Source organism: Hymenobacter metallilatus (assembly GCF_003944705.1).
GTDB classification, from domain to species: domain Bacteria; phylum Bacteroidota; class Bacteroidia; order Cytophagales; family Hymenobacteraceae; genus Hymenobacter; species Hymenobacter metallilatus.
In genome coordinates this window covers 100,786-127,319 of record NZ_RWIS01000014.1, presented here as the reverse complement: position 1 = coordinate 127,319, position 26,534 = coordinate 100,786, and the positions used below count along the sequence as shown (strand labels likewise).

Sequence of the window (26,534 nt, the reverse complement as noted above, 5' to 3'; positions counted from 1 at the left end):
TGTCATTCGGGGCAGAACGGCTTAGCGTAGCGTCAGGCACACGGCGGCTCCCAGCGCGCCGTTGTTGTAAAGGGGCACCACCATGGCCCGGTCCTGCAGGCCGCGCAGCAGCACCCGGTGCACCAGCGGGTAGGCCCAGTAGGCCAGCTCCGTAGACAGGATGCCCACGCCGGCGCCGGCCAGCACGTCGGAGAGCCAGTGCTTGTTGCCCAGCACCCGGATGGTCGCCGTGGCCGTGGCCACCGAGTACCCGCCCACGCTGTACCAGATGCTCCGGCCGCCGTACTCGCGGTGCAGGAAGGTGGCGGCGGCAAACGCGGCGCTGGTGTGCTGGCTGGGAAAGGAGCTGTAGTCCTGGTTGCCGTAGGGCCGCTCGACGTGGGCCAGATTTTTTAGGTTGCTGGTCAGGGTGTTGTTGATGGTGTAGGCCAGGAAGAAAATCACGCCCTGATTAACGGTGCTGTGCACGCCCTTCACACCGGCCAGGCTCAGGCCCAGCGTGGCCACGGCCGGCATATGGCGCAGCTGGTCGTCGAGAGAGGTTTCAAAACGAGGAAAGTGCCTTTTGACGGAAGCTTGAATGGCCTCGTCCGTTTCCAGTGCGTCCACGCCCTCGGTACCCAGGGTGGCCACTCCCAACAGTAGCGCCGGCACAGCTAACTGCCGCAACGTGGGGCGGAAAGGATTGCGGGGGCCTACGGTGGTTGGTATGGTCGCCGTCCTGCTCAAAGAGGAGTCTTTCGGTAGTAGTACCTGCGCCAAACAAATAGCCTTGGTACTGAAACACAGCAGGCCAACCATCCAGGCACGAGTCAGAACGTTGGCAAACAAAGAGGACGGCACCATTGGCATAACGGGAAGAGTTGACCGAAGCGTAACCCGCTCAATGATGCTGGCTACAGCCACGCGAGACTCAGCGTTGAGCAATAGGCGAAAATTAGCGTCGCATTCTGAGCGAAAGTTGAGTGCCGTGTCGTCTCAGCCCTCGTGCTACCGTGGACGGTTAGGCAGGCAGCGGCCTAGACAGCGAAGCGTGCAGGCTACCCCAAGGTGCTGCCGGGGGCTACCGGCGGAAATGTTGTGGCTGATTAACTCAATCGGGCTTATAGCAGCGGATGGCGGCGGCATGGCCGGCGGACTGGGGAGTAGCCAGAAAGAGGCGGTCGAGCACCGGAGAATACAAGCTAGTGCCGGCTCCTTTAACCGTAGGCAGCGACTGGCTCAGCTGGTAGCGGTCAGGCGTTTGCTGTTTGACAATTTCCAGCGTCCCGGCCCCACAGGAGATGTAGAGCTGCGCCCGGCGGCCGTCGTAATAAATACCGTCGGCACCGGGACTGATGGGCAAGCTGGCCACCTGGCGACCGCCCGGGGTGGCGAACACCACCAGCCGACCCGGCGCACAGGCCACAAAAAGCCGGTGGTGCGCACCATCCAGCGCCATCGGGATATTCTGGCCTCCCCCCGTGACCGGCCAGGTCGCGATGCTTTTCCGGGTTTGCCGGTCAATCACCTCGACCTGATTAAGGGCCGGCTCGTTGACGTATACCCGCCGGCCGTCCAGCTCGAACTGCTTGGCGTAGCCCGCCAAGGGGATTTCGCCGGTCTTGACGTGGTGAGCCACATCCAGCAGCCCAAGGGCCCCAAAGCTTTTGCCCACACCCACAACTAACTGGTGCGCCGCGCTGTCGAAGCGCAGGTTGTTGCAGGCCTCGCGGAAGGCATAGGTACGTACCCGCTGATACGTGGCACCGTCCAGCTCGGTGACGCGCCCGTCGCCGCCCGTTGAGACGAACAGGCAATTTCCTTCGGGCCGGTACACCACCCACTTGGGCTCCGCAAAGCCGGGCAGACTGGCCAGGGCGCGGCCAGTGCCCACGTTCACTGCTTCGACGCTGTGATTGTCTTCGGCGGCTACGAATAGCCGCTGACCGGCGGCATCCAGGGCCATCAGGTCGAACCCACCTTTTACCTGGGGCAGTGCTATCGTCCGCTCCAGGTAAAGCAGTGCTTTCACGGGCCGTGCAACAGCCGTCGGCTGGTCGGCTCGGCTATTCGATTGACAGCCACTTGCCACCAGGCCCAGCAGCATGCTGAGTGCTCCCCAGCCTATTGAATTTTGCATAAAAAGTGCTGGAGAAAGGGCTCAGGTCCAACTCACCGTGAAGCGGTGCCAGTTGGGCACCTCGAAGTCGTAGGCTAATTGCAGGCCGCACGTGTCGCAGATTTGACGCGAAATGGCCAGCCCCAGCCCGACGCCACCGGGGGCGCTCAAGGCATCCTTGCGGAAGCGGGCAAATTCCCGGCCGGCGGGCAGGGCCGCGGCCCGTCCGGTATTTGCCACCGTCAGGCGTTGCGGCGTGAGCGTCACCGCAATTGCCCCCCCGGTTTGGTTGTGCCGGATGGCGTTCACGACCAGGTTGCTCACCAAAATCTCCAGCAGCGTCGAGTTGCCCCGCAGCCACACGGGATGGTCGGCCGCGAGCTGCACGTTCAACTGCGCGGCTTCGATTTCTTCCTGTAATTGCTTGACAATGGTGGTCAGCACCCGCCGCAGGTCCACTTCCTCGTCGGCGGTAAATTGCTGGTTTTCGAGACGAGCCAGCAGCAGCAGGCTGCGATTCAGTCGGGCCAGCCGCTGCGTGACGTCCAGCAAGGCTCCGATGTGCTGGGCTTGCGCTTCGCCCAAATTGGGCTGCTGGGCCAACAGCTCCAGCTTGGTGTGCTGCACGGCCAGGGGCGTCTGCATCTCGTGCGCCGCGTTCTCGGTGAATTCTTTCTGGCTGTGGTACAGCCGGCGATGCTGGGTAAGCAAGTCGGTCAGGGCGGCGTTGAGCTCCTGGAATTCCAGTGTGGGCGACGGCGTCAGCTCCACCGGCACGCGCTGGTCGAGGCGGAAGCGACGCAGTTGGGCCAGCGTTTCGTAGAACGGCCGCCACAGGCGGCGGGCCACGCGCTGCTGCACCAGCACCAGCCCGCCGAGCAGCACCACCAGCAGCCCCGCCTGCGCCACCCCAATGGCCGCCAACAGGTCCTCGCTTTCCACGAGCGAGCTGCGCAGCACCAGCCGGTAGGGGTGGCCGTGGTAGCGCACCGTAGTCGTAAGCGTCCGGTAAGGCTCCATCTCTTTGGCCAGCGAGTCGTAGCGCAATTCCCCTGCTATGCGTTCCGGCCCGGCAGGCTCCCGGCCCAATGGCCGGATGACCAGGTCGCGGTCAAGCTTCATCCACAGGGCAAGGTCCTGCGCGCGCGGCACCAACGGCAGCTTTCGGACTACTTCCTCGCGGCGTAGCAGCAGCGCCTCGTCCACGTCGGCGTAGTAAAGGGGGTAGCACTAGAGTAAGAACAGAAATTCCCGCTAAGAGCATATGACATTTCAGATGTTCTGAAAAAAGATCTTAAGAGCAGTCGGGAGCATCTCGAAAATCACCCTGAGTCGGGCTCGGAAAAAGCGTTCGAAAAACCCTCCCGAAAACAATCCGCTAAAACGCCCCTCTCGGGGCGGAGAAGGCGGGTGGCAAACTCATTCGAGAAACAGTAGTTTTGCGAATGAGTATTCAACGCCTATACACTACCGAGCGTGTCGTGCGAGGTATCTATAAATTTCATCCTGATGCCATCTATCCTAAGGGAGGTAAAAGGATTATGAACTGTGAAGACAAGCTCAGAGAGCATTGTCATCGTTTCGCCGTGATTGCCATTGAGGGAGAATATTGTGTTGGCGTCATGCTCACGACTTCAGCAGGCTACGGTAATATTGAAATGGCCCCTACGCATTTCGAAGCAGGGTTTTCGTTTGGTTTCCACGAAAAAAAGGGGTCGTACTTTGTCAATCAGCCACTGCAAAAGGTGTATGAGCTGGCAGAACTTGTTGGCATGCTGAGTGCCGATGGATTTAGGAAGGTGTCCGATCGTATGCATGGGCCGCCCGTAACATGGCGTGAACACGTACAGAACACCTGCAAAGACCGATGAGGGCCGCGATTTACGCCCGTGTCAGTACTAAGGACAAAGGGCAGACTAACGAAAACCAGCTACGGGAACTGCGGGACTTCGCGCAGCGGCTGGGCTACGCTATTTATAAGGAGTACACGGATCAGGAAAGCGGCGGCAACGCAGAACGTCCCCAGTTCCAACAATTGTTCGTGGATGCGCACCAGCGCCGTTTTGATGTAGTGCTATTCTGGGCGCTGGACCGCTTTAGCCGCGAGGGCGTAACCGAGACGCTCAATCACCTGCAGCGGCTCACCGCCGTCGGGGTGCAGTTCAAGTCTTTCACCGAGCAGTACCTGGACAGCACGGGTTTATTCCGGGATGCCATCATTGGCTTTCTGGCCGCCATTGCCAAGCAGGAACGGGTACGTTTTTCGGAGCGCATTAAAACCGGGCAGGCGCGGAGCAGCAAAAAACCGGGCCGCCCCGCCCTGGCTCCGGAGATGATTGCCGAATTACGCCGGCTGCGCAGCACGGGCCTAAGCTTTAAAAAGATTCAAGTGGCGACCGGCGTCCCCGTGGCGACGATGCACAAATACCTGGTGTAGTGACTCCGGTCGGTCTGCTATCCGCTCCGTTATTCTACAGGAACAAACCGCTCCTGCCAGTTTTCGGGGTTGCGCAACGGGCGCAACTGCCCCGCCGCAATGCTTTCGGGCAGCGTAAAATCGTAGCGGCCCAACATATTGACGTGCTCGTGCAACAGGGGCGACAGGCGCGCCACATCGTCCGGTAGTAGGGCCGCTTCCGTTGCTGGCCACTCTTGTAGGGCTTGCTGCAAATACCGCGTGTTCCATAGCACCAACGCATTCACCACCAGGCCCAAGGCTCCCAACTGGTCCTCCATGCCCTCCCGGTAGCGTTGGCGCAGCTCGCCCTTCTTGCCGTGAAAGACGGCCCGGGCCAGCGCGTGCCGACCTTCACCCCGGTTGAGTTGCACCAGAATACGCCGCCGGTACGCCTCATCGTGCACATAGGCCAGCAGGTAGAGGGTTTTCTCCACCCGCCCCAGCTCGGCCACCGCCCGCCCCAGACCCGAGAGGGAGCCGGCCCGTTGCAGGGTGCGCATGACGGCCGTAGCCTTGACCTTACCCAATTTGAGCGAACCAGCCAGCCGGAGCATATCGTCCCAGTGCTCCGAAATGAGCCGGGCATTGATGACGTGACGACTCAACTCGTTGAGCGGACCATAGTCATCCTCTTTATGGAGACGCCAGAACCGCTGGTCCGGCAGATCGGCCAGCCGGGGGCTGAAGCGGAAGCCCAGCAGCGAAAAGAGCCCGAATACTACTTCGCTGAAACCGTGCGTATCGGCCATAATTTCGCGGGGGTCCAGGCTGGTTTGTTGTTCCAGCAGCCCAGCCAGAATAAACAAGGAGTCGCGCAGCGTGCCGGGAATGACAATGCCGTGGATGCCCGAGAACTGGTTGCTGGTGAAATTATAATAGGTAACCCCCCGCTGGGAGGCGAAGTACTTGCTGTTCCAGCCCGCGTAGATGGTGCGCACGGGCACGACGAAGCGCATCCCATCGGCGGAGGCCACCTCCCCGCCGCCCCAGGCCTGGGCCAGGGGCAACTGGGCTTGGCCGTCCACCAGCCGGGCATTGGCCGCCGTCAGGGTTTCGGCGCGCAGGTAGTTTTGCTGTACCCACGAGAGGCGGGGCAGCGTCAGGGCGGGCACATCGGCCCGCGCCACCGTTTTCAGCCCGATGTTGCAGGCCTGGGCCAGCAGTACGGCGCAGATGCTCAAGGGCAGGTCGGTCGCAGCGGTTTGCCCGTCGGCCACGTGCGTAAAGGCGCTGGCAAAGCCGGTGAAGGCCTCCACTTCCAGCAGAAGAGCGGCCAACTCGACCGGGGGCAACTTCTCCGCCAGCTGTTCGCGTAGGCGCGTCAGGCTGGCCAGCTCCTGCTGGGCCGCCAGCGGAGTCAAGGTAATGGACGGTTGACCGTCGATCTGCAGCAGTTGCAGGGCCGTATTCCGGGCCAGGTTAGCGCTTACTTCGGTATAGGCGGCATGCAGTTGCTGTTGCAGGCGGGCCAATTCTACGGCGGGGTCGATGGAGCGGTCCAGGGCACGGGCCACCGAATCCCGCGCCTCCGCCCAGGCCTCGCCCCGGAGCAATTCGGCGCGTGGGTCGCCAAACCGTTCGCTGCGCGGCACGAAGACTTCTCGGCGGCGCAGGGCCTGGTGCAGCCGGTCCAGCACGCACAGCGTGTACGCATGCGGGTTGACGTCCCCTTTGCCGGGAAAGACGCGCAGGGCCCAGCTTTTCGGAATAACCGCCACGGGGGCGGTGGCCCATTTAGGCCGGCCCCGACCGGGCTGCTCTTGCTGCTGTAAAAAGTGCCAGGCATCAAGCAAGGACTTGGCCGACGGAGAGCCCTCGAAGACCAGGCCGCCGAGCAGTGCGGGCAAAAAGCGGCGAACCGTGGCGTAGCTGCCGGCCAGCACCTGGAGCATCGGGTCGTCCTCGCTGCTGGCCAGGTCCTGCACGGCATCGGCCGCCTCCCGGAGCGCGGTTTCGCCCAGGGTGCTGAGTACCCGCTGCCGCAGGGCCGCATCAGGTACCGTCTCGTCCAGCAGGATGCGCACGGCCTGTTGTAATAGCAGCGCGGCCTCGTCCAGGTCTTTGAGGGAGCGCAGCCGCTCGCGCCGCCGTTTCGCCTCCCCGCGCAGGGCCAATGCACTCATCAGCCCGTCAAACAATTCCAGAATGTCATCGGTAGCGGTGCGTTCCAGCGCCTGCACGAAAGCCAGCAATGTGGCGACCCGGCGTTCCGTCCCCATGCGCAAAAGCGGCTGGGCCCAGGCCAGCTGCGCGTGCCGGGCCATGCGCGCCAGGCGGGCTTCCGGCAGGTCGCTCAGGGGCACGTCGCCGACACCGAGGGCGCGAATCTGGTCCAGCCGTTGTAGCGCGGCGACCAGCGCGGGGGCGGAAACGCGGGTAGGGGACGTGCGCAATACTTCCAAGAGGGTGAGCCGCCCGCCGGGCAATACCACGAGCAAGGTCTCCAGGGCGTTCTGTTGCGTCGCATTCAACCGTGCAACCACCTGGCGGTAGATATGACGACCAGTGCGCTCACGCACCCGCGCAATGAGGCGGGCCAGCACCGTGACGCCGGGCAGTACCACGCGTAGGGCGACCAGGTGGGCGGTGGCCAGGTCAAACAACACGCTGGGGCGTACGGTGCTGGTGGTGACCTGTGCGTAGAGCCAGCGTGTAAGTCGAAACGCCTGTGCGGCTTCGAAGGGGACATAGTGCAGGTAGGCCAGCACCGCCGTCTGGTGTTCGTACCATGTGCTGACGCGCTTACCGTACGCTGTCCACTCGGTGGGGTCGACCTGTAACTGTGCGGCCAGCGTCTCCACGACAACGGCCGGCACCTGGGTAGGTTCAGGCAGGAAGGTCCCCAAATAGCGTAGGGTGCCAAGTTGCACGGCACAGCCGAGCTGGTTGGGCCGGCGTCGTCGCCGGGCCACGAATGCCCGATCATCCGGGCTCAGGTAAAAGAAACGGGCCAACTGCTCGGGGCTGGGGTCGGCAAAGAAGCGTCCGTAGCGAGCGGCTTGCTCGTCACTCAGAAATTCTACCGGCATACGAAGAAGAAAGTAGGTGCGACGTAAACATACGTCATGCAATGTCGTATATTTGCGACATACTTCCTGCTTGGCTACCTGCTGCTATGTCTTCCTCCCCTGATACGCCGGTTCATCCGTTGCTGCGCGTCGTGCTCGAACGGGTACTGCGCACCGAATGCCTGGTGCTGGAAAGCCTGCGCCTGCAAACACAAGGCGGCTACAACGGCCTGCCGGGCGGGGGCGACGAGCAGCGGCTCAAAGCAGCTGAGCAGCGCGCATACCAACGTGCCGAAACCCTGCTTACCCAACTGCTGACGGCGACGGCAGTGCCTTCTACTTCCCCCGAACCACTTCCGGCTTCCTCCCATGACCTACGCTAAAACCGCCGCCTTTACCGAAGAGCAGCAGCACTTGTCCCGCGTGGCCAAGGCCCTGGCCCACCCGGCGCGAGTGGCCATCATTCAGCTGCTGGCCAGCAAGCAGACCTGCATATCGGGTGATATCGCCGCTGAGTTGCCGCTCTCCCGCACCGCCGTTTCCCAGCACCTGCAGGAGCTGAAAGCCCTGGATCTGATACGCGGTGAAATCGACGGCCTCACCGTCTGCTACTGCCTCAACACCGAGCTGCTGCAACGGGTCCACCAGCAGTTCACGGCCTTTTTCCTAGAAGCCACCAGCGGCGCGGCCTGCGGCCCCGACGATGCCTGCGCCTGCTAGGCCCCATCCCTTTTTCATCCTCTTATCAACACGTAACGCCATGAAAATCTCTGAAATCAAGCAGGCTTTGGCCGAAGTGGAAGCCGTCAATTTCCGTTTGCCCACGGGCGAGTACCTGCCCGCGCACTTCCACGTTACGGAAGTGGGCTTGGTGAGCAAGCACTTCATCGACTGCGGCGGCGTGGAGCGCCAGGAGCAGGTCGCCAACTTCCAGCTCTGGGAGGCCGGCGACTACGACCACCGGTTGGCTCCCCAGAAATTCCTGCACATCCTCAACCTGTCGGAGAAAATCCTGGGCACCGAAGACCTGGGCATTGAGGTGGAGTACCAGCAGGCCACCATCGGCAAGTTCGGTTTGACCTTCGACGGCACCGATTTCGTGCTCACGGCCAAGCAAACGGCTTGCCTGGCTCAGGATGCCTGCGGCATTCCGGCGGCTCAGCAAATTGTCCTGCCTCAGGTGCAAACGGCTGGCGGCTGCACGCCGGGCGGCGGGTGCTGCTAGACTGACAAACGGCGCAGCCCTCCCGGGTTGCGCCGTTTTGCTTTTTCCTTCCTCCACTCTGTTTTACTTCTGATGACGATTGCCTTTTTCTCCGACGTGCACGGCAACCTGCCGGCCCTCGAAGCAGCGCTGGCCGATATGGAGCAGCGCCGCCCGGACATGATTTTCTGCTTGGGTGACTTGGTGGGCTACGCGCCCTGGCCCAACGAAGTGGTGAACGAGGTACGCCGCCGGGGCATCCCCACGCTGGCCGGCAATTACGACCAGGGCATCGGGCTGGCCAGCAGCAACTGCGGCTGCGCCTACAAAACCGACACGGAAAAAGACCTGGGCGCGCAAAGCATCGCCTACACCAACCACGTCGTGGGCGACGACGAGCGGCGCTACCTGCGCCTGCTGCCCAAGCACATGCGCCTGGAGTTTCAGGAGGAGCCCTGCACGCTCAGCCTGCTGATGGTGCACGGCTCACCGCGCAAAATCAACGAGTACCTGTTTGAGGACCGGCCCGAAGCCAGCTTCCTGCGGGTGTTGCAGGATGCTAACGCCGACATCATGCTGTTCGGCCACACCCACAAGCCCTACCACCGCACCTTCGCCTACGAGGTGGAGGGCGAAACCCGCTACCGGCACGCCCTCAACATCGGCTCGGTGGGCAAGCCCAAGGACGGCGACCCCCGCGCCGCCTACCAGCTGCTGCACCTGGACGAGAACACCACGCTTACCGACCCCAACAGCGTACGCTCGGAACTGATTCGGGTGGAATACGACGTGGAGAAAGCGGCGCAGGCAGTAGAAGCCTCGCCGCTGCCCAACGAGTACGCCGACATGCTGCGCAAGGCCTACTAGGGCCGCGCACTCGCTGCCCGGTCGTTTCCACCATGAAATATCTCCCTTTCCTCGTGCTGGTGCTGGCCGGGTCCGCCCTCACCACGCAGTCGGCCGTGAACAGCCAACTGCGCGGGGGCCTTCATAGCGTGATGTGGGCCGTGCTCGCCTCCTACCTGGTGGGCACGCTGGCCGCCGCGCTGGTGCTGGTCAGCACGCAGGCCTCGCTCCCGACGCTGGCGGCGGTGCAGGGCGTGCGCTGGTACCAGTGGACGGGCGGGGCACTGGGCATGGTCTACATCGCGGCCATCACCTTCTCGCTGCAGCGCGTAGGCGCGGCCTCCCTCTTCGCCCTGGTCGTGACCGGCCAGCTGCTCACCGCCTTGCTCTTCGACCAGTTGGGGTTGCTGGGCCTCAACCGCAGCCCCCTCACGCTGAGCCGGCTGGCCGGGGCGCTGCTGCTCGTCGCCGGGGCCTACCTGCTCAACCGCCGCTAACTGCCGCCCATCTCCGTTCCGCTCCGACACATTCTCTTTTATGCAACTGCTTTCCATGACCGCCGCGCACTGGCCCGCTGTGCGCCGTATTTACGAGCAAGGCGTGGCCACGGGCCAAGCCACGTTCCAGACCGAAGCCCCCACCTGGGCCGAGTGGGACTATGCCCACCTGCCCCACAGCCGTCTGGTGGCCGTGGATGCTGGCTACGGCGGCAGCGGCGGGGTATTGGGCTGGGCGGCCCTCTCGCCCGTGTCGAGCCGCTGCGTGTACGGCGGCGTGGCCGAGGTGAGCGTGTACGTGGCCGCTGATGCCCGGGGGCGGGGCGTGGGCCGGGAGCTGCTGGCGGCACTCAGCACCGAATCCGAGGCCTATGGCATCTGGACGCTGCAGGCCAGCATCTTCCCCGAAAACACCACCAGCATCAGCATTCACTTGGGGGCCGGCTTCCGCGAAGTCGGCCGCCGCGAGCGGATTGGCCAGCAGCACGGCCTCTGGCGCTCCACGGTGCTGCTCGAACGCCGCAGCGCCGTGGTCGGGGTTGAAGCTAGTCCCGTTCCTGACGCCCCTTCCTATCTTCTTTCCTCCCCCGTTCATGCCACCGCTTAGCCTCCCCACCCCCCCGGCCCCCGCCGTGCTGGCCGAAAAGAAACTCTCCGGCCTCGACCGGGGCCTGACGCTCTGGATATTCCTGGCCATGGCGCTGGGTGTGGGCCTGGGCTATTTCGTGCCCGGCATCAACGGGGCCATCAACTACTTCTCGGTGGGCACGGTGAACGTACCGCTGGCTATCGGCCTGATCCTGATGATGTACCCGCCGCTGGCCAAGGTGAAGTACGAGGAGTTGCCCAAGGTCTTCAACAACACGCGCATCATCGGCCTCTCGCTGGTGCTGAACTGGCTAGTGGGGCCGCTGCTCATGTTCCTGCTAGCTATCTGGCTGCTGCCCGACAAGCCCGAGTACATGATGGGCCTGATTCTCATCGGCATTGCCCGCTGCATTGCCATGGTGCTGGTGTGGAACGACCTGGCCGACGGCTCCCGCGAGTACGCGGCCGGCCTCGTGGCCCTGAATTCCATCTTTCAGGTGCTGTTCTACTCGGTGCTGGCTTGGCTGTTCATCACGGTGCTGCCGCCCTACTTCGGGCTGAAAGGCTACGCCGTGAACATTGGCATCTGGGACATCGCCCAGAGCGTGCTCATCTACCTGGGCATTCCCTTTGCCGCCGGCTTTCTCTCGCGCACCATCCTGCGCCGCCTGAAAGGCAATGCGTGGTATGACACGGTATTCATTCCGGCCATCAGCCCCATTACCCTCATTGCCCTGTTGCTCACCATTGTGGTCATGTTCAGTCTGAAGGGTGAAACCATCGTGCAGGTGCCGCTGGACGTGCTGCGCGTCGCCCTGCCGCTGGCCCTCTACTTCGGGGTGATGTTCGTGCTCAGCTTTGCCGCCGGCAAGTGGCTGGGGGCCGACTACGCCGAGAATGCCAGCATTGCCTTCACGGCCACCGGCAACAACTTCGAGCTGGCCATTGCCGTGGCCATCGGCGTGTTCGGCCTGAACTCGGGCCAGGCCTTCGCCGGCGTGATTGGGCCGCTGATTGAGGTGCCGGCGCTCATTGCGCTGGTCAACCTGGCCTTCTGGTTCCGCCGCCGCTGGTACGGTGGTAAAACGGTCGTTGCTTCCTCTTCCACTTCCACCCCGGCCGTATGAACCAGCTGCTCGTTCTGACCGACTTTTCCGCCGCCGCCGATAATGCGCTGGCCTACGCCGCGCAGCTGGCCCAGCCCCTGCGGGCCGGTCTGCTGCTGCTGCATGTGCGCCGCACCTCGCTGTTGGACCCCGAAGCCCTGACGGGCAAGTACCCGGCCCGCACCGAAGCCGAAGCCCGCGCCTTGCTGCAGCAGCAGGCCGCGCACTGGCAGCAGCAGGGCATTGCCTGTACCGGGCAGGTAGCCGCCGGCGACGTGACCGAAGAATTTGTAGCCGCGGCCCGGGCGCACGGCGTCCTGTTGGCCGTAGCCAGCAAGTGCGACACCGAGGAATTGCCCGATGAGCTGGTCAACAGCACGGTGCTGAGTTTGCTGCGCCACACGCCCTGCCCGCTGCTGGTCGTGCCCGAAGCCTACCGGCAGCACGCGCTGCCGCTGCACTGGCTGGTAGCCCTCGACGAGCAGCCCGCCCAACTGGGGACGCTGGCCACGGCCGTACAACCCTTGCTTGAAGCGGGCCACCCCCTCGTGCAGGGCGTGCAGGTCATCGGGGAGGGCCAGGCAATGAGTCCGGCGCATCCGGCAAACCTGGCCACGGCGCTCGGGGCCGAAGCTCCGGTGCAGGTGCTGCCCGGCTCCGATGTGGCGCTGGTACTCACCAAGCGGGCCCGGCAGCAGCTGGGCAGTTGGCTGGTGCTCTGGGCGCGCTCCCGCAGCCGGCTGAGCAACCTGTTTCACCGCAGCCGCACGGCGGCCGTCGTGCTGCACAGCCCGGTGCCGGTGCTGGTGCTGCCCGAAGCGGCAGCGTAACGCTTTCTTCCTCCTTAACTTCTTCTCCGATGAAACCCAACATCCTGGTGCTCTGCACCGGCAACTCCTGCCGCAGCCAGCTGCTGCACGGCTATCTAGAACAAGCGCTAGGCGACCGGGCCACGGTGTACAGCGCCGGCGTGGAAGTGCATGGCCTCAACCCCCGAGCCGTGCGCGTAATGGCGGAAGATGGCGTGGACATCTCCCACCACACCAGCAACCACGTCGATGAGTACGCCCACGTGCCGTTCGACTACGTGCTGACCGTGTGCGACCACGCCAACGAGGTCTGCCCCGTGTTTCCGTCCACGGCCCAAAAGTGGCACCACAACTTCCCCGATCCGGCCAAAGCCACGGGCAGCGAGCAAGAAATCATGCAGCAGTTCCGCTCGGTGCGCGACCAGGTAAAATCCTACGCCCACACGTTCGTGCAGCAGATGGCTACGCCCTGACGACAGGGACGGAAGCGCTGTGCGGGCGCTGCTACTAGCCTGCCATGTGCGTGGATAGGCAACCGGACTATGCGTGCGCATTCTTAGGGCTGGCATGACCGCTAAAACCATTCCCCGCGCCCCGCGTTAAAGTCCCCAACAGTATTCGGTGATGGATTTCCACCGCGAACCGCTAACTCTTCGGAGTTGAGCTGATGATTCCTACCAAACGCGCTGCCCGTCCGGGCTGCGGGGTAGTCGTCTTGTTCGCTTGTTGCCGTGGTCATCGCCCCCTTCTTTTCTTGGTTGTTGCACGCCACTCCCCGCGCTGCCGGGCGGTGGCTTTGGCGTGGGCCCTGCCCGTCGCGTTTGGTTTCTCTGGCAGAATCGAAGGCGACGGGCTGGGCTTTTTCGTGGTGGCCCGGCCCGTTTTCGGCGCTGGGTTTTGTGTACCAATCTGGTTTACCGCACCCGTTGCACGATGGATACTTCGCCCCGCCCCGCCGTTTTTTCGCCGCGCCTGGCCTACCAGCTACGGCTGGTCGCCGCCTCCGTGCTCTGGTACGCTGCCCTGGCCATCGGGCTGCTCCGGCACGCGCCCTTTCCCCTGCCTCCGGTGTCGCTGCTGGGCCTGACGCTGGCTCCGGCCGCCCTGGGCTGGGCGGCGCTGGTGCTGGCGGCCCTGCTCTTTCCCGAATACGACGACAAAGCCGTGCAACGGGCCTGGCTTATCAGCCTGCCGCTGCTGCTGGCACTGCTGGTCAGCTGAATAGATGCTCCCTATTGACTTTCTTTTTCACCTAGTAGTTTCCTGATGACCAAACCCCTTTTTTGCGCCCTGTTGCTATCTTTTGGCTGCGATGGTCCGGCAGCCCAAACCCCGGCGGCAGCCCGCTTTGCCAGTAGCGCGGAGGCCAGTAGCGCGGCCCCGGCAGCCAGTCCCACGCGTTCCAGCCCCTATGCCTTTAACCGGGCGGCAGCCACTTACAACCTGCCGCCTGAGCTGGCCGAAATCTCGGGCATTGCCCTGGCCGGCCCCGACCGCCTGGCCGGTGTGGAGGATGAGTCGGGCACTCTCTACTTCTACAACCTGCGCACCCAGCGGATTGACAGCACGGTGAAGTTTGGCCCCAAGGGCGACTACGAGGACGTGGCCCGCCAGGGCGACGCCTGGCTGATACTGCGCAGCGACGGCACCCTTTTCCGGCGCACGGCCACCGAAACCACTACCCACGCCACGGGCCTGACGGCCGCCAACGAGCCCGAAGGCCTAACCTACGACGCGGCCAGCGGCCAGTTGCTGGTGGCCTGCAAAAGCGAAGCCGGCGCGGGCCTCGATGACACGAAGCGGGCCGTGTACCGCCTCAACCCCCAGACCTACCAGATAGAGCCGAAACCGGCCTATGTGCTGGACGTGCCCGCTATCCTGGCCGCCGACCTTGGCCAGCAGAAGGGCAAGAAGGGACCGAAGGTGAGCCAGTTCGCGCCCTCAGCCGTGGCCATTCAGCCGGGCACGGGCCATGTGTTCGTGCTCTCGGCGCGGGGCAACGGCCTGGTGGAGCTGGATAAGCAGGGGAAAGTAGTGGCCGTGCAGACGCTGCCGCCCAAGCTGTTTCCGCAGCCCGAGGGCCTGACCTTCGCGCGCAACGGCGACCTGTTCATCTCCTCCGAAGCCGGCAAGAAAGACGGACAGGGCCTGGTGTACCGCTTCACGGCCACGGCCGCGCTCAACTAACCCTGCTCCGGTGTTGACGACTCTTTTCGATATTCTCCGGCAGGCCGACCACGGGCTGCTGCTCGCCCTCAACGGGCGGCATACATCCTGGCTGGACCCCATTATGGTTTTTGCCTCGCAGGCCAAGGCCTGGCTCAGCGGCTACCTGCTGCTCATCGTGGTGCTGGCCTACCTGTTCCGGCGGCGGGCCTGGGCGCTGCTGCCCATCATCGGGGCCTCGGTGGGGCTGGCCGATTTGATTTCGGCCCGGCTCTTCAAGCCCTTTTTTCACCGCCTGCGGCCTTCACATACCCTGGACCTGGGGCCGCTGCTGCATCTGCCCGACGGGCCGGGTGGCCAGCTGGGCTTCCTTTCTTCGCACGCGGCCAACGTGGCGGCGCTGGCCACGCTGCTGTGCCTGCTGCTGCCCCCGCGCTACCGGGCGGCTAAGGGATGCGCCGTAGCCTGGGCCACGCTCGTGTGTGTGAGCCGCGTGTACCTGGGCGTGCACTACCCCAGCGACGTGCTGGGCGGGGCGCTGCTGGGCGTGGCCCTGGGCTTCGGCGGCGCGGCGGTGTACGGGCGGGTGGTGCGCCGCCTGGCCGGGCCGGTTTCCATCCCAACGCCGGAGCTGCAGCAAGCCTAGTTTTTTCTCGACCGGGCCGCGTAGGTCCGGCCGCTTTTTCTAACTCCCCGCCGGCCCGGCCGCGGGCTAACCAAGCTTTTCAGTATGTGGTGGATTTATGCGCTTCTCTCGGCCCTGTTCGCGGCCCTTACGGCCGTGCTGGCCAAAATCGGCATCAAGGGCGTTGATTCCAACCTGGCCACGGCCATCCGCACGGTGGTGATTCTGGTGCTGGCCTGGGGCATCGTGTACTTCCGGGGCGGGCTGGAGCACATCGGCGACCTCACGCGCACCAACTGGATTTTTATCGGTCTTTCGGGGCTGGCCACGGGGCTCTCGTGGGTGTTCTACTTCCGGGCTTTGCAGCTGGGCAAGGTGTCGCAGGTGGCCCCGGTTGATAAGCTCAGCGTGGCCATTGCCATCGTGCTGTCGGTGGTATTTCTGGGCGAAAAGCTCACCTGGCACACCGGCCTGGGCGCGGCCATGATTATCGGCGGCACGCTGGTGCTCATTTTCTAACGCGCGGCTTTTTATCTGCGCCCCGTCCGGGGCGCGGTGCGTTGCTTCAATTCATTTTTTGCCTTCACCCCCTCCAAACATGGAAATTACTCACGTTCACGCCCGCGAAGTCCTTGACTCGCGCGGTAACCCCACGGTGGAAGCCGATATTACCCTAGCCGGCCAGCACCACGGCCGCGCCATTGCGCCCTCCGGGGCCAGCACCGGCGAAAAGGAAGCCACCGAGCTGCGCGACGCCGACCCCAAGCGCTACCAGGGCAAGGGCGTGCAGAAGGCCGTCGGCAACGTCAATAATCAGATGCGGCAGCGGCTGGTGGGCCAGTCGTTCGCCACGCAGGCGCAGTTGGATGAGGCGCTGATTGCCCTGGATGGCACGCCCAACAAGTCGGCGCTGGGAGCCAACGGCATCCTAGCCGTTTCCATCGCCTTCGCCAAGGCCCAGGCCGCCGCCCGCCAGATTCCGCTCTACCGCCAGCTGGCCGACCGCGCGAACTACACGCTGCCGGTGCCCTGCATGAACGTCATCAACGGCGGGCGGCACGCCGACAACACCGTGGACTTTCAGGAATTCATGATTGCCCCGCACAACGCCGACTCCTTCGCCAACGCCATCCGGATGGGCGAGGAAGTGTTTCACACCCTTAAAAGCCTGCTTAAGGGCAAGGGCTACGTCACGGCCGTGGGCGACGAGGGCGGCTTTGCCCCCGACCTGAAGGCCAATGACGAGGCCGTGGAACTGATTCTCGAAGCCATCACGCGGGCCGGCTACCGCCCCGGCACCGACATCTCGCTTTGCCTCGACCCGGCCACCAGCGAGATGTACGAAGCCGGCCCGAACGGCGCGTCGGGCCTGTACCGCTTCTTCAAATCGACCCAGAAAACGATGAGCTCCCAGGAGCTGAACGGTCTCTGGGAAAGCTGGGTAGGGCAGTACCCCATCGTGCTGCTCGAAGACGGCATGGGCGAAAACGACTGGGCTGGCTGGCAGCAGCACACCGCCGCGCTGGGCAGCAAAGTGGAACTGGTGGGAGACGACATTTTCTGCACCAACCCGCTGATTTTGCAGCAAGGCATCGACCAGCACATTGCCAACTCGGTGCTCATTAAGCTCAATCAGATTGGCACCGTGACCGAGACGCTGCGCACCATGGAGCTGGCTTATGCGAATAACTACGGCTGCTTCGTGTCGCACCGCTCGGGCGAAACCGAGGACACGACCATTGCCGACCTGACCGTGGCCCTGAACGCGGGCCACCTCAAAACCGGCAGCGGCTGCCGCTCCGAGCGGGTGAGCAAGTTCAACCAGCTGCTGCGCATCGAGGAGGAGCTGGGCAGCGCCGGCACGTTCGCCGGCCTTAAGGCTTTCAAAAACCAGTAATCAACCTATGACCGTCATGAAAAACACCCTCGTAACCACCGCCCTACGCGCCGCGCTGCTCCTTGGCCTGACTGCCCCGCTCACCCTGACGGCGCAGGCCCAGCAGGCCAAGCTCACTACTACGAGCCAGGTGGAGATTCCGGCCAGCCAACTACCCACGGCCGTGCGCCAAGCCATTGCCAAACAGTACGCGGGCTACCACGTCGATGATGCCAAGAAAATCAGCGGCGGCAAAGCCGGCACCACCTACCGGGTGGAGCTGGAAGGCACCGGCAAAAAGGAAATGCACGTTGTGTTCAACGCCGCCGGCAAGGTGCTGCGTAGCACCACCGAAACCGAGCGCGACGACGACTAGCCCCGGCGCGACAACCGAACGGCCCGCTGATCCGGTCAGCCCCAACGTGGGGCTGCCGGCCCGGCGGGCCGTTTTTGCGTTCAGGAAAATGTCTGCTTATTCTACCTCCGCCACTTCGCGGGCCAGCTGCTGTACGTCGCTTTTCATCAGGTTGACGGTGGATTCGAGCTGGTCGAACAAATTGGCGCGGATGCGTAGGGCGTCGGCCTTGTAGGTGCCACCTTCGCCGAAGAGCAGGTCTTCAAGCTGTTTTTTCTCTTCCGCGTCCTTGGCCCCCAGCTCGCCGGCCGTGAGCCAGCGGTTGAGCAGGCGCTTGCGCAGCGGGGGCTGCGTGGCCCCCCGGATGCCGGGGCGGGAAAGGAAATTCCAGACGGCGGCCGGAAACACGGTGGACTCGGCGGGGCCGTGCCAGACGTCACCCAGCGCGTTGCGGCGGTGCGAAAACGGGATGTCGGCCGCCGCCGAGGTCCGCAGGCTGCTGTAGCCCAGCGCCGCCCCAATGAGGCCGATGGCAATGCCCACAGGGCGGTAGATGGTCTTGCGCACGTCAAAGAGGGACATCAGGCCCGTGGCCACGGTGCCCAGGGCCCCCAGCAGAATGGCCAGGATGGTCAGGTTCTTGACCCGCGAGCCGGCCTCATCGAGCAGGAAATCGGCAATTTGGTCGGCGCGCTCTTCCTCGCAGTCCAGCTCGCCGGCCGTGCTGGATATTTCCAGGGCCACGTCGGTGAGGCGGCTGCTCACCTGCTGGCGGGCCACCACCCGCGCCAGCGTACCGGGTTCGGTGGCCAGCATGGCGCGCAGCTGGGGCACCAGTCCGCACACATTGGCCGTGCGCAGGGCATCGGCCGAGAAGGTACGAGCCAGCAGCGAATCGGTGGCCAGGGTGGCCTCGGGCAGCACGGCGTAGCCCTTGGGGGCCACTACGGGCGTGAGCGGGGCGCACTCGCTTTCGTCGGGCACATCCTTGGCTGCCAGCGAGCGGGGCGCAGTATTGCAGCTGCCCAGCAGCAGCAGACCACTCAGCCCGAGGGCTTGCCACCACGGCGCGGGCCGGTGCCCGGCGGGGTATGTTTTCACCATAATAACAAACAGAGGAGCTAAGGTAGACTAACGCGCAGCCCGGCCCGGGGGTTGGCTGATAGTACTGGCCCTACTCCGCCGCCAGGGTGGCAGCCAGCGCCCCCAGCTGCGTTTCCAGCGGCTGCACCTGTGCGGCCAGCTCGCCCAGCAGCTGCGCCCGCACCCGCAGCTCGGCGGGGCGGTAGAGGCCGCCCTGCTCGTAGAGCAGTTGGGAGAGGTGCGAGCCGGGCAGGCGGCGGCCCACGGTGCGCCACCGCTCCCGCAGCCGCGCCTGCCGGGAAGGGGCGGCCGGGGCCTGGCTGGCCGGCTGCGTGAGGTAGGCCCACACAGTGGGCGGCAGCGCGGACGCCACGGCCGGCCCGTGCCGGACATCACCCAGCGCGTTGCGCGGGTGGGCAAAGCTGGCTTCGGGCACCGGGGCCAGCAGGGCGCTGCCGGCGGCCCCGGCGGCTACCAGCAGGCAGATGACGCCGGGCGCCTGGGCGAAAAACGCCCGCGTGGTGCGCGCCTTCAGCACCGGAAACGAGAGCAGGCCGGTCAGGCTCAGGCCGAGGGCGAGCAGCAGCAGGTGGCGGCGGTGGGCCTCGGCGGCCGTTTGCAGTTCGGTGGCCAGCGCGACGGCGCGGTCCTGCTCGCAGCGCAGCTCGGCGCGGGCTTGCTGCTCCACGGCGCGCAGGCGGGCTACTTGCTGGCGCAGCTGGTGGGCCAGCACCTGGTGGGCCGCCGAGCCGGGGACCGTGCGCCGCAGCGCGCGCAGGCGCGGCACCAACCCGGCGGCGTTGGCGGCATCAAGTAGCAGTGGGGGCATTTGATGCGTCAGGGCGGTATCGGCGGCTAACTCAACGACGGACAGGCGGCGCAGGCCGGGGGGCTCGGCCAGCAGGGTAGCCGGGGCGCAGCCGCTTTCGTGGGGCGGAGGTGGGGGCAGCTGCCGGGCCACGGTGCAGGCCGTGAGGCCAGCCAGGGCCAGCCACCGGCCCGGCCAGCGGCGCAGCGCGGACGGCAAACGAAGAAACGGCATCGGCACAAAGACAGGGCGTTGGCGGCGGCGGCAACCCCGCGAGGCGCGCCCAATTGTGGGTTTATGCCCATCTTACGCAGGGGTTGGGCCGATGGCCCGCCCGCGTCGCTACTATTCGCTTTGCTATGTCCGCTACTGCGCCCCTGCTGCCGGGCGGCCTGCCGCTTTTCACTGTGTTGCTGGTGTGGGGCACCTGCCTGGGGCTGGGGTTCTTGCTGGGCCTGTATGACCGGCAGCTGCGCCCACTGGGGCCGCAGCTGCCCTTTTATTTGATGGTCATCGTGAGCTTCACGGCCTTCCTGCACGTTATGTTCGAGGGATTTTCGCGCCCGCTGCCCCTGGGCATTATGCTGCTCTACGCCGGGGGCAGCCTGCTCACGGGCCTCGTCTTCGGGTGGCTGGGGCTGCGGCTGGCCCGTTTTTTCTAGCAGTGGCCCACCGGGGCATCGGCCGGGCGGCCGGGTGCGTATGCCTACCAGGCGCTTTGCACACGCTGTTACTTTACCTGCTCTTATGAACCGTTCGGTGTTGTTTATTGGCCTGGGAGGCTTTATCGGGTCGGTGAGCCGCTACTGGGTGCAGCAGTATTTTCTGCGCTTCGTACCGGTGGGCTTTCCATTGGGCACGTTCCTGGTCAACATCGTGGGCTGCCTGCTCATCGGGCTGTTTCTGGGCTTCTTTGAGCGGCACACCGAGGTGTCGCTCTCATGGCGGCTGTTCCTGACCACGGGCTTCTGCGGGGGCTTCACCACCTTCTCCACGTTCGCCTACGAGAGCGTGACGCTGGCCCGCACCAGCGAGCTGGTGTTGCTGGCCATGTATGCCGCCGGCAGCCTGCTGGTGGGCATGCTGGCCGCCTTCCTGGGCTTCTGGGCGGCCCGGTTTATTTAGCTCCATCCATTCTAATTCCCACCCGGCCATGTCGTTCCAGAAAATCCTGATTTACGTCGATGAGAGCCCCCAGTGCTACCACGCCACGCAGGCCGGCCTGGACCTGGCCGCCGACCTGGGGGCCGAAGCCGGGCTGGTGTGCGTGCTCAACGAGGCGCGGGCCATCGGCAACATCGACGCCGGCCAGACCCACGCCGAAGCCGAAGCCGTGCTGCTGGCCCGCGCCGAGGAGCTGCTCGCCCAGCTCGCCGCTTTGGCCGCGCCCGGCCTGCGTCTCAGCCGCTTCCTGCCCCGGGGCGAGCCCGCCGAGCAGGTGCTGGCCGTCATCGAAGCCTGGGCCGCCGACCTGCTGGTGGTGGGCACTACCGGTCGCCACGGCGTGCTGAGCCTGCTGCTGGGCGGCGCGGCCGAGCACCTGCTGGAGCGCGCCCACTGCCCCGTGCTGGTAGTGCCCCTCAAAGGAGCCTAGCCAAAAAACCGCGCGCCGGCCCGAAAGCTCAATTTCTGCTCAGAATGCCGGGGTAATCTTGGGCTGCCGCGCCGCTGTGGACGCGGCCTGGCCCTAGCCTCTCCCACATGCCGCGTTTCACCCGCTTCTCCGCCTTTGCCCGCCACCTGCTCGCCCGGCACCGCCGCCTGCTGGGGGTAGCCCTGTTCGGGGTGCTGCTGCCCTGGGGCATCTTCCTGAAAGTGAGCTCCGAAATCCGGGAGCGGGAGGGCTTTGCCGGCGACACGGCCGCCCTGCGCCTGGTGCACGCCCACGCCACCCCCACCCGCGATGCCGTGAACCTGGCCCTGACCCGCGCCGGCGGCCCGCCCATCATGGCCGTGGTGAGCGGGCTCATCGCGGCCGGACTGTGGGCGCGGCGGCAGCGCCGCCGGGCGACCTTCTTCGCGGTGGCCGTGGGCGGCGCGGCGGCCCTCAACCTGCTGGCCAAGGCCCTGCTGGGGCGGCCCCGGCCCGCGCTGTGGTCCTCGCTGGCGCCCGAATCCTCGTCGGGCTTTCCCAGCGGGCACGCCATGGGCACGGCCGCGCTGGCCCTGACGCTGGGGTTGCTGCTGGCGGGCTGGCGCGGGCGCTGGCTGGCCTGGGCACTGGGCGCGCTGTTCGTGCTGGGCGTGGGCTTTTCCCGGGTGTACCTGGGCGTGCATTACCCCAGCGACGTGCTCTCGGGCTGGATTGCCTCGGTGGGCTGGGTAAGCAGCGTGTACGTGCTGTTTTCGCCGGCCCTGCGCGAATGGTGGGGCACCGCCCGGCTACGGCAGCAGGCGCACCGCCATCAGCATCACCCCCAGGCCTGACCCTTTCACTTTAATGCCCTTCGCCATGCTTTGCTCCCGTGCTCCGCACCCCCTGCTTCTTGGTCTGCTGCTGGTATTGGGCTGGCCCAATACCAGCTGGGCGCAGGCAATAATGCAGACCCCAACCCCGGCCGATTCGGTCATCACACCCGCCAACCTACTGCCCCGCAACCCCTACCGGCCCACGCTGCGGCAGCTGGCCCTGCCGGCGCTGCTGCTGGGCGTGGCCGCGCTGGGCACCGAGAAAGTAGACGTGTTCGAAACCGACGAGGCCCTGCAGGAAGAGGTGCGCGAGCATTTCCCCCGGTTTCAGACCTCGCTCGATGACCAGCTCCGCCACGTGCCGGCGGTGGCCACGCTGGGCCTGAGCCTGGCCGGCGTGAAGGGCGTGCACAGCACCCTTAACCAGGGCGTGATTTTCTTTCTGGCCTACACCATCAACAACACCCTGACCAGCAACCTCAAAAACCTGACGCAGGCGGAGCGGCCTTACGGCAACCAGGATTTCAGCTCCTTTCCCAGCCAGCACACCAGCGCGGCGTTTGCGGCGGCCACGTTCATGCACCGCGAGTATGGCGGGCGCAGCGTGTGGTACAGCGTCGGCGGCTACTCGGTGGCCACGGCCACGGCGGCCATTCGGGTGCTGGGCAACAAGCACTGGGCCTCCGACGTGCTGGCCGGAGCCGGCGTGGGCATCCTCTCCACCGAGCTGGCCTACTGGGCCTACCCGCTGGTGCACCGGGTGCTGGTGCGCGGCCTCAAGGAACGGGCGATGGTGGCCCCGTTCTACAGCGGCGGGGCCGTGGGGCTGGTGCTCGGCGTGCCCCTGCGCTGAAGGCCCCGGCCCAGAACCGCGCCGAATCTGTTTTCTTGCCGCTTGCCCGGCCCCATCCGCTAACCGCTACCTCTATGAAAGTTCTGATTGTGGAAGACGAAGCCGAGCTGGCGGCCAGCCTCGTGAGCTACCTGCAAGGCGAGCAGTACCGCTGCGAGGTGGCCGCCACCTTCGCCGCGGCCGAGGAGAAGATGCTGCTGGGCGACTACGACTGCATCCTGCTGGATTTGACGCTGCCCGGCGGCGACGGCCTGGAGCTGCTGCGCCAGCTGCAGGCCCGGCACAAGGCCGATGGGGTCATCATCACCTCCTCGCGCAACGCCCTCGATGACCGCATCACCGGCCTGCAGCTCGGGGCCGATGACTACCTGCCCAAGCCCTTCCACCTCTCCGAGCTGAGCGCCCGCATCGCGGCCCTGGTGCGGCGGCGGCACTTCAACGGCTCGAACGTGGTGCTGGCCGGCCCGCTGGCCGTGGACCTGCTGGCCCGCACCGTGCGCGTGGCCGGCCAGCCCCTGCCGCTCACCCGCAGCGAGTTCGACCTGCTGGTGCTGCTGCTGGCCAACCAGCGCCGGGTGGTAATGAAATCCACCATTGCCGAGCACCTTTCGGGCGACCTCGCCGAGCACTTCGACTCCTTTGAGCCGGTGTACACCCACGTCAAAAACCTGAAGCGCAAGCTCGCCGAGGCCGGCGCGGGCGACTGCATCCGCACGGTGTACGGGCTGGGCTACCGCTTCGAGCTGCCCGCCGCATGAGCAGCACGCCCCGCCCCCGCAAGCTGCTGCTGCGCACCCTGCGCGCCCAGCTGGCCTACGCCGGCCTCGTGCTGGTGGCCGGCACCTTCCTGTTTTACTACGTGCTGCGCCAGCTCTACTTCACCGATGTGGACGATGCCCTGGTGCTGCGCCGCGAGGAGGTGATGAAAAAGCTGCCCCTGGTGCCCGCCCCGGCCGATTTGGCCTTGTGGATGCAGCTGGACCGCGACCTGGAAATCCGCCCGCTGGGAGCAGAAGCGCCCGCGCCGGAGCGCATCATCGGCGAGCTGCGCTACGACTCGCTGGCCCACGAGCTGGAGCCCTACCGCACGCTCATCACCACCGTGCCCTACCAGGGGCGGCCCTACCGGTTGGTGCTGCGCAGCTCACTGGTGGAAGACGAGGATTTGCTGGCCGCCATCGGGCTGGCCCAGGCCGGGCTGCTGGTGGTGCTGCTCGGCGGGCTGGTGCTGGTGCAGCAGCGCGTGGCCCGGCGCTTGTGGCGGCCGTTTTATGACACGCTGGCTCAATTGCGCCGCTTCCGACTCGACCAGCGCACGCCCGTGGCCCTGGCGGCCAGTTCCGTGCAGGAGTTCGGGGAGCTGAACGAGGCCCTGACCGAGCTGCTGAGCAAGCACCGGCGCATCTTCCTCAGCCAAAAGGAGTTCACCGAAAACGCGGCCCACGAGATGCAAACCCCGCTGGCCGTGCAGCACACCAAGCTGGAGCTGCTGGCCCAGAGCCCCGACCTGACCGAAGCCCAGGCCCGCCACCTCGACGCGCTGGTGGCCGTGACCCAGCGCCTGGCCCGCCTCAACCGCAGCCTGCTGCTGCTGGCACGCCTGGAAAACCAGCAATTCGCCACCGACGACACCGTGACCCTGCGCCCGGTGGTGGAAAGCATCGCCGCCCAGCTGGCCGAGCAGGCCGAGGCCGCCGGCCTGACCATCGAACTCGCCCTGACCGCGCCCGCGCCGGTGCGTGCCAACCAGACGCTCATGGAAATCCTGGTCAGCAACCTGCTCAGCAACGCCATCCGCCACAACGTGGCCGGCGGCACCATTCGGGTGCAGCTCACGGCCACAGAACTGGTGGTCGAAAACACCGGCCGGCCCGTGGCCCTGCCGGTGGGCCAGGAGTTTGCCCGCTTCCGGAAGGATGCGCTCAGCGCGCCCGGTGGGGTGGGCCTGGGGCTGGCCATCGAGCAGCAGGTGTGCGATTCCTGCGGGCTGGAACTGGCCTACACCTTCGAAGCCCCCAACCGGCACCGGTTCATGGTCCGCTTTTCCTGACGGCGCGCCCATACTCCGAACCTGCTCAGAATTGGTCAATTGCTTGCCGGCTCAACCGCCCGGCAGCGCCCCGTCGCACCCCGGCAATTCTGACCAGCATGGCCCGCACCCAACCTTTTTTCCGGCACGTCGCCCACGTAACCGGGCTCATGGCCCCGGCTCCGGAACCCGAGCGCTACCCCTACCACGACAATGACGCCTGCCCCGTTGGGCAGGAAATCAAGGCCAGTGGGGAGTGGCAATACTACGAGCCCAAGCTAAAGGAAGAAACCCGGCCCCGCTGCCCGCAATGCCGGGCGCTGGACGAGTAGCCAGCCATGCTTTTGACCGTACCCATGAAACGATTTCTGCGCTTCCTGACCCGCCCGGCCGGGCTGCTGGCCCTGCTGTGGGGCCTGGCCCCGCGGCCGGCGCACGCCCAGGCGCCGCCCGTGCGCGACCTGCCCTTTTACCAGGCGCAGGCCCAGCAAAATAGCCCCCTGGCCGTGGATGCCCGCAACCAGACCCAGGCCGCCCAGCTCGAAGCCCAGCGCCTGCTGGCCTTCTACACCAAGGCCCAGCTCACGGTGAGCGGCAACTATCTGGTGGCCCCGGTGCTGGTACACGACGGCGGCCGCACCGAGCTGCGCTACTCCGGCGCGGGGGCCGACCGCTACTCCGGCTACGACGTGAACCTGACCAACGGCAGCCTCTACCAGGGTGTGGCCACGCTCACCAAGCCACTCTTCAACACGGCCCGCGCCACCGTGGCCGGCCAGCAGGCCCTGGCCTCGGCGCAGGTGCTCACCAACACGGCCCGCCTGAGCCTGCACGACCTGGACAAGCTGGTGGGCGACCAGTACATCCTCTGCCGGCAGGACGTGCAGCAGCTCGACTACGTGCGCGAGCTGCTCGGCATCCTGGACCGGCAACGCCTGCTGGTGCGCAAGCTCGTGGAGGCCAGCCTGCTCAAGCAGTCCGACTACACCCTGCTCACGCTCGAATACCAGACCCAGCAGTTGGCCCTGAACACTTACCAGACCGCCTACCGCCGCGATTTGCTCGATTTGAACGTGCTCTGCGGGCTGGCCGACACCGCGCAGGTGCTGCTGCCGGCCCCGGCGCTGGCCCTGCAGCGGCCAGCACCGGTCCGGTCGGGGTTTGCCGAGCGGTTCCGGCTCGACAGCCTGAACGTGGCCGTGACCCAGCAGTTCTACGAGCTGCGCTACCGGCCCCAGCTCAACGCCTTCGCCACGGGCGGCTTCAACGCCGTGACGCTGGCCGACCTGCCCAACCGCTTCGGCACCAGCGCGGGGCTGAGCTTTTCGTGGGTGGTGTTTGACGGGCACCAGCGCCAGCTGAGCCGCGACCGGACGCGGGTGCTGCTGGGCACGTCGCAGTACGCCCGCCAGAACTTTCAGGCCGTGAACCAGGTGCGCCTCACCCGCCTGCTCGATGAGCTGCGTGCCCTGGACGCCCGCCAAGACCTGGCCCGGCAGCAGGTGGCTACCTACCGCAGCCTGCTCGATTCCTACAAGCGGGAAGTAATAGCCGGCCAGCTTTCGGTCATCAACTACGTGCAGGTGCTCAAGAATTTCGCCCTCACCAGCCGCGACCTGGTGCTGCTGGAAAACAACCGCCTGCTGCTCATCAACGCCTACAACTACTGGAACTGGTAGGCCCCCGCTGGTCCGGCTCACCACTTACCCTTGA

At 65.5% G+C, this 26,534-nt stretch carries 32 protein-coding genes and 1 riboswitch; of the genes, 26 read left to right on the top strand and 6 right to left on the bottom strand.

Features of this window, described 5'->3' with window-relative positions; genetic code table 11:
* Positions 1–21: 21 nt before the first annotated feature.
* From EI290_RS18535 to EI290_RS18525, 3 genes are all read right to left on the bottom strand, one after another.
* Positions 22–669 (bottom strand): phosphatase PAP2 family protein, encoded by a 648-nt coding sequence (locus EI290_RS18535; protein WP_183405515.1) that lies wholly within the window; start codon positions 667–669, stop codon positions 22–24.
* Between the two features lie 424 nt (positions 670–1,093).
* Positions 1,094–2,014 (bottom strand): YncE family protein, encoded by a 921-nt coding sequence (locus EI290_RS18530; protein ID WP_125433154.1) that lies wholly within the window; start codon positions 2,012–2,014, stop codon positions 1,094–1,096.
* A gap of 129 nt (positions 2,015–2,143) precedes the next feature.
* Complete coding sequence (locus tag EI290_RS18525; RefSeq protein ID WP_125433153.1) at positions 2,144–3,307, bottom strand: sensor histidine kinase; 1,164 nt, start codon at positions 3,305–3,307, stop codon at positions 2,144–2,146.
* Between the two features lie 239 nt (positions 3,308–3,546).
* On the opposite strand from EI290_RS18525, the gene EI290_RS18520 reads away from it, so the two are divergent.
* Both EI290_RS18520 and EI290_RS18515 read left to right on the top strand, forming a co-directional pair.
* Positions 3,547–3,972, top strand: coding sequence for a hypothetical protein (locus EI290_RS18520; RefSeq protein WP_073285415.1), 426 nt, complete (start codon positions 3,547–3,549; stop codon positions 3,970–3,972).
* A complete protein-coding gene (locus EI290_RS18515; RefSeq protein ID WP_125433152.1) occupies positions 3,969–4,538 on the top strand; it encodes a recombinase family protein in 570 nt (189 codons plus the stop codon). Before EI290_RS18520 ends, EI290_RS18515 begins: the two co-directional genes overlap by 4 nt.
* Before the next feature lie 29 nt (positions 4,539–4,567).
* On the opposite strand, the gene EI290_RS18510 is transcribed toward EI290_RS18515, so the two are convergent.
* On the bottom strand, positions 4,568–7,588 hold the full coding sequence (locus tag EI290_RS18510; protein WP_125433151.1) for a Tn3 family transposase: 3,021 nt from the start codon (positions 7,586–7,588) through the stop codon (positions 4,568–4,570).
* A gap of 86 nt (positions 7,589–7,674) precedes the next feature.
* Between EI290_RS18510 and EI290_RS18505 the strand changes: the two genes are divergently transcribed.
* The 15 genes from EI290_RS18505 to EI290_RS18435 all read left to right on the top strand — a co-directional run bounded on the left by EI290_RS18505 (position 7,675) and on the right by EI290_RS18435 (position 17,660).
* The gene (locus tag EI290_RS18505) at positions 7,675–7,950 is read left to right on the top strand and encodes a hypothetical protein (RefSeq protein ID WP_125433150.1); all 276 of its coding nucleotides are present in this window, start codon (positions 7,675–7,677) and stop codon (positions 7,948–7,950) included.
* Positions 7,937–8,287: an ArsR/SmtB family transcription factor gene (locus EI290_RS18500; RefSeq protein WP_125433149.1), complete on the top strand. Its 351-nt coding sequence runs from the start codon at positions 7,937–7,939 to the stop codon at positions 8,285–8,287. Before EI290_RS18505 ends, EI290_RS18500 begins: the two co-directional genes overlap by 14 nt.
* A 40-nt stretch (positions 8,288–8,327) precedes the next feature.
* Complete coding sequence (locus EI290_RS18495) at positions 8,328–8,792, top strand: DUF6428 family protein (RefSeq protein WP_073285426.1); 465 nt, start codon at positions 8,328–8,330, stop codon at positions 8,790–8,792.
* A gap of 72 nt (positions 8,793–8,864) precedes the next feature.
* Positions 8,865–9,638 carry a metallophosphoesterase family protein gene (locus EI290_RS18490; protein ID WP_073285429.1) on the top strand — a complete coding sequence of 258 codons (774 nt, stop codon included), beginning with the start codon at positions 8,865–8,867 and terminating at the stop codon, positions 9,636–9,638.
* Positions 9,639–9,670: 32 nt separating this feature from the next.
* Complete coding sequence (locus tag EI290_RS18485; protein WP_125433148.1) at positions 9,671–10,114, top strand: DMT family transporter; 444 nt, start codon at positions 9,671–9,673, stop codon at positions 10,112–10,114.
* Between the two features lie 40 nt (positions 10,115–10,154).
* Positions 10,155–10,721: a GNAT family N-acetyltransferase gene (locus tag EI290_RS18480; protein WP_125433147.1), complete on the top strand. Its 567-nt coding sequence runs from the start codon at positions 10,155–10,157 to the stop codon at positions 10,719–10,721.
* Positions 10,708–11,829 (top strand): ACR3 family arsenite efflux transporter, encoded by a 1,122-nt coding sequence (gene arsB, locus EI290_RS18475; RefSeq protein WP_125433146.1) that lies wholly within the window; start codon positions 10,708–10,710, stop codon positions 11,827–11,829. Before EI290_RS18480 ends, arsB begins: the two co-directional genes overlap by 14 nt.
* A complete protein-coding gene (locus tag EI290_RS18470) occupies positions 11,826–12,638 on the top strand; it encodes a universal stress protein (protein ID WP_125433145.1) in 813 nt (270 codons plus the stop codon). The genes arsB and EI290_RS18470 overlap by 4 nt, the downstream gene beginning before the upstream one ends.
* Positions 12,639–12,667: 29 nt before the next feature.
* The gene (locus tag EI290_RS18465; protein WP_125433144.1) at positions 12,668–13,090 is read left to right on the top strand and encodes an arsenate reductase ArsC; all 423 of its coding nucleotides are present in this window, start codon (positions 12,668–12,670) and stop codon (positions 13,088–13,090) included.
* A gap of 138 nt (positions 13,091–13,228) precedes the next feature.
* A riboswitch (Fluoride riboswitch) is annotated at positions 13,229–13,301 on the top strand.
* Between the two features lie 249 nt (positions 13,302–13,550).
* Positions 13,551–13,838, top strand: a complete 288-nt coding sequence (locus EI290_RS18460; protein WP_125433143.1) for a hypothetical protein — start codon at positions 13,551–13,553, stop codon at positions 13,836–13,838.
* 45 nt (positions 13,839–13,883) lie between these two features.
* Positions 13,884–14,804, top strand: a complete 921-nt coding sequence (locus EI290_RS18455; protein WP_125433142.1) for an SdiA-regulated domain-containing protein — start codon at positions 13,884–13,886, stop codon at positions 14,802–14,804.
* A 10-nt stretch (positions 14,805–14,814) separates the two neighbouring features.
* The gene (locus EI290_RS18450; RefSeq protein ID WP_125433141.1) at positions 14,815–15,429 is read left to right on the top strand and encodes a phosphatase PAP2 family protein; all 615 of its coding nucleotides are present in this window, start codon (positions 14,815–14,817) and stop codon (positions 15,427–15,429) included.
* 84 nt (positions 15,430–15,513) lie between these two features.
* Positions 15,514–15,927, top strand: a complete 414-nt coding sequence (locus EI290_RS18445) for an EamA family transporter (protein WP_125433140.1) — start codon at positions 15,514–15,516, stop codon at positions 15,925–15,927.
* A 79-nt stretch (positions 15,928–16,006) separates the two neighbouring features.
* Positions 16,007–17,305: a phosphopyruvate hydratase gene (gene eno, locus EI290_RS18440; RefSeq protein ID WP_125433139.1), complete on the top strand. Its 1,299-nt coding sequence runs from the start codon at positions 16,007–16,009 to the stop codon at positions 17,303–17,305.
* Between the two features lie 16 nt (positions 17,306–17,321).
* Positions 17,322–17,660, top strand: coding sequence for a hypothetical protein (locus EI290_RS18435; protein ID WP_125433138.1), 339 nt, complete (start codon positions 17,322–17,324; stop codon positions 17,658–17,660).
* 96 nt (positions 17,661–17,756) lie between these two features.
* Here EI290_RS18435 and EI290_RS18430 read toward each other — a convergent pair whose 3' ends face one another.
* Entirely contained in the window at positions 17,757–18,743 is a 987-nt protein-coding gene (locus EI290_RS18430; RefSeq protein ID WP_125433137.1) for an AAA family ATPase, read from the bottom strand.
* A gap of 70 nt (positions 18,744–18,813) precedes the next feature.
* Positions 18,814–19,764 (bottom strand): hypothetical protein, encoded by a 951-nt coding sequence (locus tag EI290_RS18425; protein WP_125433136.1) that lies wholly within the window; start codon positions 19,762–19,764, stop codon positions 18,814–18,816.
* 125 nt (positions 19,765–19,889) lie between these two features.
* On the opposite strand from EI290_RS18425, the gene EI290_RS18420 reads away from it, so the two are divergent.
* The 9 genes from EI290_RS18420 (at position 19,890) to EI290_RS18380 (ending at position 26,500) form a co-directional block, all read left to right on the top strand.
* Positions 19,890–20,192, top strand: a complete 303-nt coding sequence (locus EI290_RS18420) for a hypothetical protein (protein ID WP_125433135.1) — start codon at positions 19,890–19,892, stop codon at positions 20,190–20,192.
* Positions 20,193–20,277: 85 nt separating this feature from the next.
* Positions 20,278–20,655, top strand: a complete 378-nt coding sequence (crcB, locus tag EI290_RS18415; RefSeq protein ID WP_125433134.1) for a fluoride efflux transporter CrcB — start codon at positions 20,278–20,280, stop codon at positions 20,653–20,655.
* A gap of 28 nt (positions 20,656–20,683) precedes the next feature.
* The gene (locus EI290_RS18410; protein ID WP_185817071.1) at positions 20,684–21,124 is read left to right on the top strand and encodes a universal stress protein; all 441 of its coding nucleotides are present in this window, start codon (positions 20,684–20,686) and stop codon (positions 21,122–21,124) included.
* Positions 21,125–21,231: 107 nt separating this feature from the next.
* Positions 21,232–21,957, top strand: a complete 726-nt coding sequence (locus tag EI290_RS18405) for a phosphatase PAP2 family protein (RefSeq protein ID WP_125433132.1) — start codon at positions 21,232–21,234, stop codon at positions 21,955–21,957.
* A 25-nt stretch (positions 21,958–21,982) separates the two neighbouring features.
* Positions 21,983–22,792, top strand: coding sequence for a phosphatase PAP2 family protein (locus tag EI290_RS18400; protein ID WP_185817070.1), 810 nt, complete (start codon positions 21,983–21,985; stop codon positions 22,790–22,792).
* A gap of 74 nt (positions 22,793–22,866) precedes the next feature.
* Entirely contained in the window at positions 22,867–23,550 is a 684-nt protein-coding gene (locus EI290_RS18395) for a response regulator transcription factor (protein WP_125433130.1), read from the top strand.
* Positions 23,547–24,842 (top strand): sensor histidine kinase, encoded by a 1,296-nt coding sequence (locus tag EI290_RS18390; protein WP_125433129.1) that lies wholly within the window; start codon positions 23,547–23,549, stop codon positions 24,840–24,842. Before EI290_RS18395 ends, EI290_RS18390 begins: the two co-directional genes overlap by 4 nt.
* Before the next feature lie 98 nt (positions 24,843–24,940).
* Positions 24,941–25,153: a hypothetical protein gene (locus EI290_RS18385; RefSeq protein WP_125433128.1), complete on the top strand. Its 213-nt coding sequence runs from the start codon at positions 24,941–24,943 to the stop codon at positions 25,151–25,153.
* 24 nt (positions 25,154–25,177) lie between these two features.
* Positions 25,178–26,500 (top strand): TolC family protein, encoded by a 1,323-nt coding sequence (locus EI290_RS18380; protein ID WP_125433127.1) that lies wholly within the window; start codon positions 25,178–25,180, stop codon positions 26,498–26,500.
* Positions 26,501–26,534: the final 34 nt, after the last annotated feature.

Excerpts from the sequence above, each read along its gene's own strand:
- EI290_RS18520 (WP_073285415.1), top strand. The coding sequence starts at position 3,547 with ATGAGTATTCAACGCCTATACACTACCGAGCGTGTCGTGCGAGGTATC.
- EI290_RS18515 (WP_125433152.1), top strand. The coding sequence starts at position 3,969 with ATGAGGGCCGCGATTTACGCCCGTGTCAGTACTAAGGACAAAGGGCAG.
- EI290_RS18510 (WP_125433151.1), bottom strand. The coding sequence starts at position 7,588 with ATGCCGGTAGAATTTCTGAGTGACGAGCAAGCCGCTCGCTACGGACGC.
- EI290_RS18505 (WP_125433150.1), top strand. The coding sequence starts at position 7,675 with ATGTCTTCCTCCCCTGATACGCCGGTTCATCCGTTGCTGCGCGTCGTG.
- EI290_RS18500 (WP_125433149.1), top strand. The coding sequence starts at position 7,937 with ATGACCTACGCTAAAACCGCCGCCTTTACCGAAGAGCAGCAGCACTTG.
- EI290_RS18495 (WP_073285426.1), top strand. The coding sequence starts at position 8,328 with ATGAAAATCTCTGAAATCAAGCAGGCTTTGGCCGAAGTGGAAGCCGTC.
- EI290_RS18490 (WP_073285429.1), top strand. The coding sequence starts at position 8,865 with ATGACGATTGCCTTTTTCTCCGACGTGCACGGCAACCTGCCGGCCCTC.
- EI290_RS18485 (WP_125433148.1), top strand. The coding sequence starts at position 9,671 with ATGAAATATCTCCCTTTCCTCGTGCTGGTGCTGGCCGGGTCCGCCCTC.
- EI290_RS18480 (WP_125433147.1), top strand. The coding sequence starts at position 10,155 with ATGCAACTGCTTTCCATGACCGCCGCGCACTGGCCCGCTGTGCGCCGT.
- arsB (WP_125433146.1), top strand. The coding sequence starts at position 10,708 with ATGCCACCGCTTAGCCTCCCCACCCCCCCGGCCCCCGCCGTGCTGGCC.
- EI290_RS18470 (WP_125433145.1), top strand. The coding sequence starts at position 11,826 with ATGAACCAGCTGCTCGTTCTGACCGACTTTTCCGCCGCCGCCGATAAT.
- EI290_RS18465 (WP_125433144.1), top strand. The coding sequence starts at position 12,668 with ATGAAACCCAACATCCTGGTGCTCTGCACCGGCAACTCCTGCCGCAGC.
- EI290_RS18460 (WP_125433143.1), top strand. The coding sequence starts at position 13,551 with ATGGATACTTCGCCCCGCCCCGCCGTTTTTTCGCCGCGCCTGGCCTAC.
- EI290_RS18455 (WP_125433142.1), top strand. The coding sequence starts at position 13,884 with ATGACCAAACCCCTTTTTTGCGCCCTGTTGCTATCTTTTGGCTGCGAT.
- EI290_RS18445 (WP_125433140.1), top strand. The coding sequence starts at position 15,514 with ATGTGGTGGATTTATGCGCTTCTCTCGGCCCTGTTCGCGGCCCTTACG.
- eno (WP_125433139.1), top strand. The coding sequence starts at position 16,007 with ATGGAAATTACTCACGTTCACGCCCGCGAAGTCCTTGACTCGCGCGGT.
- EI290_RS18435 (WP_125433138.1), top strand. The coding sequence starts at position 17,322 with ATGAAAAACACCCTCGTAACCACCGCCCTACGCGCCGCGCTGCTCCTT.
- EI290_RS18430 (WP_125433137.1), bottom strand. The coding sequence starts at position 18,743 with ATGGTGAAAACATACCCCGCCGGGCACCGGCCCGCGCCGTGGTGGCAA.
- EI290_RS18425 (WP_125433136.1), bottom strand. The coding sequence starts at position 19,764 with ATGCCGTTTCTTCGTTTGCCGTCCGCGCTGCGCCGCTGGCCGGGCCGG.
- EI290_RS18420 (WP_125433135.1), top strand. The coding sequence starts at position 19,890 with ATGTCCGCTACTGCGCCCCTGCTGCCGGGCGGCCTGCCGCTTTTCACT.
- crcB (WP_125433134.1), top strand. The coding sequence starts at position 20,278 with ATGAACCGTTCGGTGTTGTTTATTGGCCTGGGAGGCTTTATCGGGTCG.
- EI290_RS18410 (WP_185817071.1), top strand. The coding sequence starts at position 20,684 with ATGTCGTTCCAGAAAATCCTGATTTACGTCGATGAGAGCCCCCAGTGC.
- EI290_RS18405 (WP_125433132.1), top strand. The coding sequence starts at position 21,232 with ATGCCGCGTTTCACCCGCTTCTCCGCCTTTGCCCGCCACCTGCTCGCC.
- EI290_RS18400 (WP_185817070.1), top strand. The coding sequence starts at position 21,983 with ATGCTTTGCTCCCGTGCTCCGCACCCCCTGCTTCTTGGTCTGCTGCTG.
- EI290_RS18395 (WP_125433130.1), top strand. The coding sequence starts at position 22,867 with ATGAAAGTTCTGATTGTGGAAGACGAAGCCGAGCTGGCGGCCAGCCTC.
- EI290_RS18390 (WP_125433129.1), top strand. The coding sequence starts at position 23,547 with ATGAGCAGCACGCCCCGCCCCCGCAAGCTGCTGCTGCGCACCCTGCGC.
- EI290_RS18385 (WP_125433128.1), top strand. The coding sequence starts at position 24,941 with ATGGCCCGCACCCAACCTTTTTTCCGGCACGTCGCCCACGTAACCGGG.
- EI290_RS18380 (WP_125433127.1), top strand. The coding sequence starts at position 25,178 with ATGAAACGATTTCTGCGCTTCCTGACCCGCCCGGCCGGGCTGCTGGCC.